This is a genomic window from Legionella cincinnatiensis (genome assembly GCF_900452415.1).
In the GTDB taxonomy this organism is placed as follows: domain Bacteria; phylum Pseudomonadota; class Gammaproteobacteria; order Legionellales; family Legionellaceae; genus Legionella; species Legionella cincinnatiensis.
This window is the reverse complement of record NZ_UGNX01000001.1, coordinates 22,107-33,695: the sequence shown is the minus strand read 5'-3', so window position 1 is coordinate 33,695 and position 11,589 is coordinate 22,107. Positions and strand designations below refer to the sequence as shown.

Sequence of the window (11,589 nt, the reverse complement as noted above, 5' to 3'; positions counted from 1 at the left end):
AAAAAAAATAACTTTATTTTTTTAGATCGAACGCACATTAAGTAGCTCCAGGCAATCGTTCTAAAGCGTGGCATTTATCTAAGGCATCAAGAAAATCGGCGGGAGACAATGCTTTTAGTTTTTCGCTAATAGGTAATTGAAATATGTGTAGGGGTAATTCTTGTGCCCCTTTATTTTTTAGCTCCTGTACAATCTGAGTATTTAACTCATTAATCGCTCTAACCGTACAAACACCTACAAATGGAGAACAAATGAGCATGGCAGGACTTCTCTCTTCAACATAGAAATGCTTCCGTGTGGAGGTTCCTGAGCGAATGCCACCATGATGAAGAGGCCCAATTAATTCACTATCATGAATTTCGCGTTGAAGCATATCAAATTTTTTTTCTAGTTGTTGCAACCAATCATCCCCAAAATATTTTTTTAAGTACTCTTTTGTTTTATCACTTTCAATTAGCTTATCCAACTTAATTCTATATTCTTCACTATAGAGAAACTCTGTTAAAACAAATTCGTCTTTACGATAATTCATATGTGGTACCCTAGGTGCGCCTTTCATTGCTTTAATTTCAAAAACCATATCAGGATAAGCAGTAAGCTCTTTAGAAAAGCCCTCTTCTGATGCCTTTTTAGCATCCTTATACATTTGGGACAAAAAAGAAGAGTCAATTAATAAACCTATACGTTCAAATATCGCCAAATCAGAGACAAGAGATGCAAGATCAAATAAAGTTCCGCGTTGAGCCAAAGTTATATTTTCATATTGACTAAAACGAATTTCATGCCAGTGTCTCGACTTAAACGTTAAATGTATCAACAAGCGGTTCACGTTAAAGCTGATTCCTGTATCTTGCTGCTTTAACTTCCCCAACTCCAGTAATTTTTTGTTTAATTCCATATTCCCTATCGATTTTTCTAAAAAAGCAATAACTCGATTTTTTTCCTCAGTGCCTAAATCATAATGTTGGCCAGAGGTCATGGTGATTACTCTATCCAATAAACCTAGGTTATCTAAATCATCCCTGCTAAATCCTATTGCTTGAATTATTTCTTCTCTTTTCATAAATCACCTGATTCAACAATTGAGTAATAACGAAGCATAATTTCTTCTACTAAATTGTTAACGAAATTAATAAGCATGCTAGGAAATAGCTCATCATTGATGTTTTCTTGGGCTTGAAAAAGTAAATACTGTTGGGCAATAAAATTGACCATTTCATTAATCCGTTCGGGTTTTGCCAAATAAAAAAAACAATCGGGTAATGCGATCACAATTTTATTAATTAATTTCTGAGCATCAACATCTGAAATACCTAGAACAAAAGATATGGCAGAAGCTGTATGATATTTAGCACGTATATTTGCTTCGCAATATTGATCGACAATATTATAAATCTCTTTGGCTGATTGCTCTTTTCTTGGGTGCATAGGCGTTACCTCCTATTCACTTGCATATATCTATCTAAATAATCCCCAATAATCCAATTTTAGACCAAATTTCTAAAAACCTACTTCAAGAAGATCATCCCTATTGAATTAGGTTTCAGAATCTACCACTACGAAAATCATCCATGGCTTGTATTATTTCCTCCTGATTATTCATCACAAAAGGCCCATGCCTCATTATAGGCTCATGAATTCGAGAAGCTGCAATCATAATGCATTGGCAGGCAGTCTCACCTCTTAAAAATAAAACATCACCGGAACCCAGCTTTGCCAAAGTATCGTGTTGAACCAATTGATCATCAATATGAACTGTCCCCGAAATAACAAGAAGAATAGCCTGATAATCATTGGGAATTTGTTGTTGTACACTTGCGTCTGGAGGCAAAATAATATCAAAAAATAATGGGTTTGTGGCAATACCGTTAATGGGTGAACGTGTACCTATATCCGTTTGACCGGCAATAACCTTAATTTGCGCCCCAGAATCATTTGTTTCTACGGGTAATTGAGTACTTAACATTTCTTGATAACGTGCTGGCTTCATTTTTTCTGCTGCGGGTAAGTTTAACCACAGCTGCAAACCGTGTAATCGACCATTAGCTGAAGGCATTTCAGAATGAATAATGCCCTTTCCAGCGGTCATCCACTGAACATCTCCTGCACCAATAACTCCCTTATGACCTTTATTGTCTTTATGAGTAATACTGCCATCAAGCAAATAAGTAATCGTTTCAAAACCACGATGAGGGTGATCGGGAAATCCTGCCATGTAGTCCAATGGATCAGCACTATTGAAATAATCAAGCAAGAGCAGAGGCTCAAAATCATTGGTTCGCTCTATACCAATATAGCGCTGCAATTTCACGCCAGCGCCCTCTCGCACTAAAATGCCTTTAATTAATCGCTCTACTTTAATTTCGCGCATGAATACACTCCATGTTGCAACAGACTCTAAATTCCAAATCTCTCCTATAGCATAGCCCAAAATAACTAAAAATTTGAATTTACCTACCAAAATTACAATTGATTTATTGCTTGATCACAACTACTTTACATCTTTAACTCCCTGATTAACTTAGCCTATTTAAAGGAAAGATGTTTTTTTGAAAAACGATAAAAATTAACTTGTAATGATGAGTATAAATGTCACCAAACTCTATTTTGCATTGAATCAGCGAGGAAATGTCTTGTAAGCATCAAGTTTTTCTTGGCAAAATAAGACTAAAACTTGCCCCATTTAATAGTTTCGAGCCATTGATTAAAAGTGATCCACCATGCAAACTCACTATGGATTTCGTAATCGATAAACCAAGCCCGATATGTTTGCCTGTGGTGTCACTTGAATTTAATGTTGTAAAGGGCTCAAAAATTTTTTCTCGCTCGTGTTTTGGAACTCCTGGACCATCATCATCTACACGAATAATCACTGATTTATTTTGATATTCCAAACTTATTAATATTTCTTTATGAGCGTATTTAAGCGCATTACTAATGAGATTATTTACAGCATGGTATAACAATTTAGGATCAAATAATATAAACTCATTATCACTTTTTTGATAATTAAATAATACTTTAACCTCATAAGATTGATGATTTTTCAACAAGTTATCAAGCCACTGACGTAAATTAAGCAGTTCCGTATTTAATTTAAGTTCGCTGGTAACACTTTGTGAATACAATAAAAAAGTATGAATTAATCGATTCAATTCTTGGATGTCTTCTTCAATACTTTCAATATGTTCGTGTTCTTCGCTAAACTGATTTTTAAGTTTTTTTAAAGATTCCATCGCTAATTGCATGGTATATAAAGGAGTACGAATTTCATGAGCAACAAATCGAGCCATGTTTTGTTGTGACTGTATCAGTAAATTTATTTTGTTACCCATAGCAACAATATTTTCATAAACACCTCTTAAGGTTGAAAGGCGATTTAGGTTCACATCATAGTTAAAGTGACCTTGGCTATATTCCTGCGTTAATTTATGAATTTTTGCGCTATTTCTATTGAATAACCAGGTAAGAATCGCCACGGCAAAAATAGTCAAAAAGGTTATCGTAATAACAAAATATAGTTGAATCTCAGACAATCGAAGTGAAAAATAAGGATAGTTTAATGGCCCCACCGTTATTATTTTGTCACTATCAGGAATTTTAAAATAAACAGTTGTTATAGGACTCTCATCAGATGGAATATCATAAACTACCTCATTATCTATTAACTTGTTTCTTGCTCTATGAGAAATATTTTTATTATGAATTGATGTGAGCTTTAAAGGAATTTGATACTGAAACTGAAGCTTATTTATCGCTTCCTCCCATTTGCTTATGGGGAGAGCCTTGAATGTGTTTAAAATAAGAGTTCGCATCAAATAGGTTGCACCTTTAACCATATCATTCATCGATGCTCCCATCTGTACTTTTAAAACAGAAGAACTCTTGTTAATTCGCTTGTAGGCATAAACATCATGAATACTATATGTCAAAAACATAAGATTTTTTGCATCTTTGTAAACAATTTTACCTGCCAGCAATTGTTCTTTTTCCGTATCTGTAAAAGATAGGGAATTAATATCAATAACTTGAGCGACATTAGTGTTAGATGGAAATAACTTTTTTAACTCCTCATTAGATCTCTTTCGAAACGCTACTGTGGCAAATGTCGCAACAGAGTTATTTGATTCGTTTGCTCTTAGTACTATTTGCTCTAGTGCGGAAAAATTACCTACACCTAAAATGTGTTGGGTTTTTTGAGACATTATTCGTATTGAATGAGTAAAGGATAGATAAAAGCCTAAAAGAATAAAAAAAAGAATGAATAAAGAGGCGAAAATTGTTTTTAAGTATAATTTAATCATTTATCGTTCCATGAGTCCGATAAAAATAGATATCCTTTGCCATAAATTGTTTTAATGCGATAGGGGTGATCGATATTATCGCCCAATATCTTTCTTAATCGTGATATTTTAAGATCAATACTTCTATCTATCCCATCGTATTCTCTACCGCGTAATGCGTAAGCAATATTATCTCGACTCAAAACCATATCTGCATTCTTTGCAAATAGAACCAGGAGCTCATATTCACTGGGGCTTAATTCAATAAGCTTTCCTAAGTAACTTACGCTTTTTTTTATTAAATCAATAATTAAATTGTCAAATTGAATTTTTTTAGGCGCTACAATGACGTTTGGTCTTCTTAAAAGCGCAACAATTCGTGCTTTTAATACCTCCTCTTTAACAGGCTTAGTTACATAGTCATCAGCCCCGAGTTTAAGGCTTGTTACTTCATTTTGCTCTGTGTTCAAAGCAGTTAACATCAATATTTTACCGTGATATTCATCACGTACTGTTTCACAAATCTGCTCGCCATTCATTCCTGGCAACATGATATCAAGAATCACTAAATCGGGCTGCTCTCTAATGATGCGATAAACAGCACCATCGCCTCGAGATTCTGTAGCCACATGATAGCCTGCCTCAGTAAGCATTTTTTTTAAATACTTGACTAATTTGAGATTATCTTCAACCAATAGGATGTTTGCTTTCATTATTTACATTATCTATGAAGATTAATATTATTGTAGTTCCTCCAACCAATTTGAACAGGTTTAGAGTATTACTCTCACCGGAATTTATCACTAATTCCTTTATCAAGCTTAATGTCAAAATAAGAGCAATTGATACAAGTTATATACAATCAATGGATTGTGTTTCGATATAATGAATTTATCAACGCATTGACCAGTAACACCTCAGGGGAAATTCATGAAAGAAAAAATTATCAAATTAGCTGACTTAAGCTCCTTGACCTCTAAGCCGCAATATGATGTAGAAAAAATTAGAACAAAAGCCAGGATATCACAAATAAGTGTCGCCACGGTGATAGGCGATCACCCTCCTGTAACACATGGCTATGGAGATAAAACCATAGATAAAGACACAGCGTTTGGCGCTGCATCTCTGAGTAAACCCATATTTACTTACCTGGTATTAAAACTTGTAGAAGAGGGGAAACTTTCTTTGGATATGAATGGTCTTAATAATATTTTACCTTTTAAGTCTTTTTGCGAAAAACATGGTTTTGGATGGAAAAATGATGAGGACATTAATGAAGAGGATATTTCGCGAATTAATGCATTTACACCAGCTATGATTCTCTCTCATAAAACTGGCTTTGATTTAAATCGAGCAAATCAAGTGAATCATCAGTTTGAACCAGGCCAAGAATATTATAGATATTCAGGGTTACCCCTATTTTATTTGCAAAAAGTTATTGAAAAACTTCACGAACCACAACTTGCGCTCATGCCAGATAATGATGTTTTTGAAAAAAATAAACTGTATGTCTCCATTAACCCACCGAATCTAAAATATAAAATTGTTGATCTTATAGGCGTAGAGAAAGCCGGTACTATCAACTTAAAAGAGCTAGGTTACCCTCTCCAAAAGCTCACTGATATCCAGGAACTTAATCCGTATCGCGCCAAAATTCTTGAAGAAGTAGCAAAACGAGGTCATATTGCAAACCTTGAAGTACTTGCTCATAAATATGTGTTCGATCCCTTACATATGGACAACAGCAGTTTTGGCGAAAAACCATGTGCGGCTAATAGCTTAATGACTACTGCCCAAGATTACGCGCTTTTTGTGCAAGCATGGATGAATGATAAAAAATTACAATATGCGTTTAATCCACAAATTAGTATGACTCAAGATCCTTGGGCAAAAGAAATGGTGTCGAATCAAAGCGATTTAAAATATGTGGCTGAATGTTTAGGATTTCAGCTTGAGGTTGATGAATATGGTAAACCTCTTACTGCGTTTAAAACAGGCGATATGGGACCATGGAGAGGATGGGTTGCAATCGATTTAAGTGATGATGTAAAAGAAAGAAAGGCAACTGTTTATTTTGCAAAGGGGCCAGAGCCTGATGGGAATGGACATATTCTCGCTGAATCATTAATAAAACCTCATTTTCAATTGGATCATGGAATTAAATGGTTTAAAGAAAAATATGGCTTTGCCACTGGCTGGGAAGAAAATTGGGAAGATTTGCAACACGTACGCTGCAAACGTGGAATGCATTATCAAGAACAATCACCAAAACTACCTCAATCTGAGAAAGAAATTATAAAGCCTATTGATAGTATTCAAAAAATGTTGCAGTTAATGCCACCTAGCCCCAAACCAACACTAAAAATAAATCAATCTCAAGAGCTAGAAACAAATTCAAATCAACCTATTGAAAAAATTGAGGAGATAAGAAACGAGAATAAAGCCCAAGAGGAGACAAAATTTAATCCCACTCCATTTTCTTATACTCCTTACTAACAATAAGAAAAAACTCATCTAAGTATCAGTTGTAGCAATGAATTTAGAACTAGAAAGCTCTAAAATGGAGTGAATAGTGATTTCTATAAATTACCTCTAGCAATGAGTTGTTTGAAACACTCTATAACGATTATCCGGACTCATCTGCTCTTCAAATTTTGATTTGAGTTCGAGCAAATCTTTTGTTCTTATTCTACATAATTCCGTCATGGCATCCAAATCGTAGCACAGGCCCCATCGGCGGCCATCATTTGAGTCTCGCAAAACCTGAATATAATTCTGTATACCTTTATATATAGCAAATTCAAAACCCAACTTCGAGTTAACGTCAAACCAATCTTCGTACTTCTTGGTAATACGATTAATGAATTGTTGCGATGATTTTGGCTGTGAGATAAATTTAGGAGGATAAAATTGTGCATAAGAGCAATACTCATAAACAATATGTATAGGTAGTAGTTTTTGTGCACCGCCAACACCTTCTCGCCACTGCTTATCAATGACGTCCTCATCCTTATCTCCTGGCGCGTTGATCAAATCTACTTGTGTTTGTAGTTCTTTAATGAGGGTATTTTTAAAATCAAAATGCTTTTCTGTGATTATTTTTCCATTAAGCTTATAAGTGATCCCATCTGTCTTGACTTTTTCGTATTGAGCAACCAATGATGTGAATACTTTTCTACCATTCTCATTACTCGGTATGCATGCAAGTATATTTACCCACATGTGTTTATCCAGGGCCCAAAGTGCATATTCAAAACCACTTACGTTCTTAAATTCTCGCCCAGAATAATCCGTTACTTTGCCCTTTTTTAAAATTAAACTTATATCATCTTTTAATAGTAATTTAACTTTATCATGCTTACCTTGCACAACACACTGCAAAAAGGCAGCTAGCTTACGATCATCAAGCAGCGGTTGAAATAAAGCAAAATGATATTTTGATGTCTGAGCTAAGTTTACTAAATCACGGTTTGATAAATTTTGAACCGTTTCGAGTTTGAGTTCTGGTGGCAACCTATCCCACATCTCAAATGTGTCTTGCATACTTTCTCCTATGTAACTCGAGGTTTTATAATGAAAACAATTTCATCAGTTAAGCCACACAAAATCCAATTAGTTTTATTTGTATCTCATATCAAAAAAATTCATAACTTATGAGAAAAAGAAAACCAAAAATGTCTTCCATCACCGAATAAAAAAACGTTAAACCGCGCGACGGGAATGAGTGAAAGTGAGTTAATTACGATATTGATTCTTTTTCACTTAAGTCATTACAGGACCTTCAAAGATTTTTATATGAGGTGTGTTTTAGAAGATTTATCAACTTATTTTCCTAAAGCGTTAAGCTATCCTCATTTCGTTGCTCTAACAGGACGAGTCCTTGAGCCCTTAACGACTTATGTTTTATCTAAAGCAGGCGAACAAACTAACTTATATTATGTGGATTCAACGAAACTCGTTGCTTGTCATAACAAACGTATATCGGGACATCGAGTGTTTAAAGGCATTGCAGCGCGAGGTTATTCTTCAGTAGGTTATTTTTTGGCTTTAAACTCCATTTGGCAATTAATCATCAAGGAGAATTAGTGAGTTTTTGTCTCACCAGGGGCAATGCAAGTGATTTAAGTGTTTTATCCAAACTCACTAAAGGAATTACGGGACTAATGGCTGGCGATAAAGGATATGTCAGCAAAAAACATGAAGATGAGCTTAAAAAACAAGGATTAACCTTAATAACCAAGCTGAAGAAAAATATGAAAAAGAAAATGAGCACTGCTTTTGAACAATTCTTTTTGGCTCAACGAAATTTAATAGAGACGGTCATTGAGCAACTCAAATCCATTTGTCATATTGAACATTCGCTCCATCGCAGCCCACTTAATTTTCTAGTCAATCTTGTCGGTGGATTAGCCGCTTATGCGGCTAATCCGCGAAAACCCTCCATCAAAACAACCAAATTACCTCGAGCTTTAAATAATCCGCTTATCCATAACTCACGTTAACTTATTTAAAATTCTGTAAACGGCTTCATTTTTGCAACGTATATGAACCATCCCTTATTACGAAATAGTTGAATTACTGACTTGTTTTTTTGCACAGAATCATACCATTTTTTACGATAACATCCTTTATTGATAATAATTTGATAATAATGTATTATTACCATCCAGTTTGCATTGATTATTCCGCCGTAATTTTAAAATATTAGTACCCGAGGATTTATATGCATGAAAAATTAGACAATTCAACTTTATTTAGCCAGTTTTCGCATGGCTTAAAAATAGAAACCAGCCCAGAGCAGTATGATGCATTTATGGCTATTATTTCAAATCAAGCATTATCTGTTAGTTTAGTGCAACTTATGAGGCTCTTCGATAATGATGTAGACAAAATAGCACGTTGTGCAGCTTATGCTTTCTCAAAAAGTAGCATTACTACGGAGCAATTTTCCAGTCTTCTGGAGCTTCGTACTATTATTAAAGAAGGGACTTTTTATGAATGTATTGATTTTTTTGACGAGAATCAAAAATTAACTCCAAAATCACAAAGATTTTTGGCGAATTTCCTTTCCAAGGATGAGCTAGAAGTATTCGTTGATCTTTTAAAATCAAAACCATCCTCAGAACATTATTTTTATTCTATTACCCTTGATATATCGGCTCAAAACAATCAACGTTTAAAGCAATTACTTAAATTCGCTCGTTTTCATCGCTTGATTCACTTTGAAGATGAAAAACTTGATATTGCTAATAATATAGTAATAAATGGTTTTAGCGCTGGTGCTCGTGATGCGCTGCTTAAAACGTTCTATGGTGAACATACAAAAGAAGAATTTCCGCTTCCTGGGACCATATCCATTAATGAAATAGATGCCTTTGTGCACAGAAGAATAAGACCAATGGCTGTTTCTTATCCCGGAATTGCCAATCCTTCATCCTTTCATGGAATCGAAGCCTCTGTATACTACCTAACTTTACATGATCAGATACATAGAGTATTAATGTCCAGTATACCAAATCATACCTTTTATTCTTTTTTGCATGCTATCGATGTTGTAAGAAAGTTAACAGGCATGCAATGGTCGAAGGAGATTTGGCATTCGCTTGACATGGATTTTATAAGATACCCTCATATGAGCAAAGAAGAACGTGATAAGAAGTCGCCTGAATTTATTTGTAATGAACTTTTGCAAATTCTATCCCAGGGTATATCTTCAGAGGAAAACAGAGCTATAGGTTTATTTACGCCATTTGGATCAAACGACACCATGTGGCTATTAATGATTCATTTTTGCTTCAATCGGGAAGAATGGAAAAACCAGTTTTCTATAGATCCAGCGCTTTTCAATCCTAAGTCTGAATATATGGATTATTACCGTTTTGTTTTAAAGCACCAAGGAGAGCTTATAGGAAAGACTCTAACGGAACAAATAGTCTATATTAAATCAGCTTGGCTTCAGCAACCAATACCTCAAGGAAAGGCTGAATTTAAAAAAGATTCAGAACGTTTTATACAGATAGCTTTAGATGGAGAGCTAATGCCTCCTTTGAAAAAAGATGTCCTGAAGCAACGCAGTAGTTCTTCATTTTTTAAAAATGTTGTTTCTGGAAATTATATTAAGGATCAATTTGAAGAAAAGTATTCCTTTAAACTTTAAGTGCAGTTTCAGAACCGACGCTCCGCACCGTCGTCTTTTTTGCTAAAATTTGATAAAAATACTTAGGTGCGGAATGTCGGTTCCAATCCATGCCTTGATTCATTATGCACTCCTAAAATAGCTGATTCAGCCATTCCCCAATGAGACATCACAAAGCTCAATTATTAAGTCGCCATACTCTTAAGATATTTTTTAAAACAATCTGCAATTGGACTAAGCCTATTGGGATAATAGGTCCTATAAGCGCGTAGATCGACACTTAACATAAACTGATAACAAGCCAATGTACTCCAAATCAGCCGTATTTGTTTGGCTAAAAGAACTGCCTCTAACAACTGTTTTTTGGACGCTAATTCCAACCAATTTTCCAAGCATGCATATTGAAGTTTCTGGTAGATCGCCTCCCCTTCTTTTATACCGTGGTGAATAATTGATTGTTCAAGACAGGTATGTAACGAAAAAAATGGATGGATAAGAGCAGCTTCACCCCAATCCACGAAGGTCATCTTTTTAGTATTTTGATCAATAAGAACATTCTTATCATGAAAATCGTGATAACCTATAGTTTCAGGAATCCCATAGCTGGATAATAATTTGCATTGGGCTAAAAATGGCGTACTTAAGGCGTGTAATCTTTGCAATTCTTCATCCGTTAAACCTTCTGCTTTTAAAAAAGCAGTTTGGCTGACCATGTGATTATAAAGAAAAGGTAATTTATCTAACCGCCAATCTGGTAGGCCTAATTGAAGTAATATAGTGATAGAACCTTCCGTCGCGCGTTGAATCGCGGCATATTGCTGCACTGCTTGACACAATAGTTCGGGTTGAAAGTCAGCTTTAAGCATTTCACGCAAAGGCGTTCCAGCATCTTCCATCAGAAAGCAATGTAAATCCTCATTAACAGCTATCACTATCGGCACACGAGCATGGAATTGCTCGAATAATAAGCGAATGATCTTTGGCTCACTCGATAAAAATGCAGAGGGTGGTGTTTGTTTTAAATAAAAAACACCTGTTGATGTCGAAAAACGAATCACCTTAGACCATGGCGTTGACAGCACAAGTTCCGGTGTGCATTCTATTGCATAACCATTGGCAATCAGGTATTTAGTCCCCCATTTAAAAAAGGGCAATTGCTTATTCATATTG

9 protein-coding genes and 1 pseudogene are annotated in these 11,589 nt (G+C 35.1%); 3 read left to right on the top strand and 7 right to left on the bottom strand.

Annotated features, from left to right (window positions below; genetic code table 11):
* Positions 1–37: 37 nt before the first annotated feature.
* The 5 genes from DYH34_RS00155 to DYH34_RS00135 form a co-directional block, all read right to left on the bottom strand.
* Positions 38–1,063, bottom strand: a complete 1,026-nt coding sequence (locus DYH34_RS00155; RefSeq protein ID WP_058464201.1) for a hypothetical protein — start codon at positions 1,061–1,063, stop codon at positions 38–40.
* On the bottom strand, positions 1,060–1,428 hold the full coding sequence (locus DYH34_RS00150; RefSeq protein WP_058464202.1) for a hypothetical protein: 369 nt from the start codon (positions 1,426–1,428) through the stop codon (positions 1,060–1,062). Before DYH34_RS00150 ends, DYH34_RS00155 begins: the two co-directional genes overlap by 4 nt.
* Before the next feature lie 115 nt (positions 1,429–1,543).
* Positions 1,544–2,371 (bottom strand): pirin family protein, encoded by an 828-nt coding sequence (locus tag DYH34_RS00145; RefSeq protein ID WP_058464203.1) that lies wholly within the window; start codon positions 2,369–2,371, stop codon positions 1,544–1,546.
* Between the two features lie 271 nt (positions 2,372–2,642).
* Positions 2,643–4,304 (bottom strand): ATP-binding protein, encoded by a 1,662-nt coding sequence (locus DYH34_RS00140; protein WP_058464204.1) that lies wholly within the window; start codon positions 4,302–4,304, stop codon positions 2,643–2,645.
* The gene (locus DYH34_RS00135; RefSeq protein ID WP_058464205.1) at positions 4,301–4,996 is read right to left on the bottom strand and encodes a response regulator; all 696 of its coding nucleotides are present in this window, start codon (positions 4,994–4,996) and stop codon (positions 4,301–4,303) included. The genes DYH34_RS00140 and DYH34_RS00135 overlap by 4 nt, the downstream gene beginning before the upstream one ends.
* 217 nt (positions 4,997–5,213) lie before the next feature.
* On the opposite strand from DYH34_RS00135, the gene DYH34_RS00130 reads away from it, so the two are divergent.
* Entirely contained in the window at positions 5,214–6,779 is a 1,566-nt protein-coding gene (locus tag DYH34_RS00130) for a serine hydrolase domain-containing protein (RefSeq protein ID WP_058464206.1), read from the top strand.
* A 96-nt stretch (positions 6,780–6,875) separates the two neighbouring features.
* Here the strand turns inward: DYH34_RS00130 and DYH34_RS00125 are convergent, their stop codons facing one another.
* On the bottom strand, positions 6,876–7,826 hold the full coding sequence (locus tag DYH34_RS00125) for an F-box protein (RefSeq protein WP_058464207.1): 951 nt from the start codon (positions 7,824–7,826) through the stop codon (positions 6,876–6,878).
* Positions 7,827–8,003: 177 nt separating this feature from the next.
* Between DYH34_RS00125 and DYH34_RS18625 the strand changes: the two are divergent.
* Both DYH34_RS18625 and DYH34_RS00110 read left to right on the top strand, forming a co-directional pair.
* Positions 8,004–8,785, top strand: a pseudogene (locus DYH34_RS18625) (IS982 family transposase).
* Between the two features lie 221 nt (positions 8,786–9,006).
* Positions 9,007–10,440: a hypothetical protein gene (locus tag DYH34_RS00110; RefSeq protein WP_058464210.1), complete on the top strand. Its 1,434-nt coding sequence runs from the start codon at positions 9,007–9,009 to the stop codon at positions 10,438–10,440.
* Positions 10,441–10,604: 164 nt separating this feature from the next.
* Here DYH34_RS00110 and DYH34_RS00105 read toward each other — a convergent pair whose 3' ends face one another.
* Complete coding sequence (locus DYH34_RS00105) at positions 10,605–11,585, bottom strand: aminoglycoside phosphotransferase family protein (protein ID WP_058464211.1); 981 nt, start codon at positions 11,583–11,585, stop codon at positions 10,605–10,607.
* Positions 11,586–11,589: the final 4 nt, after the last annotated feature.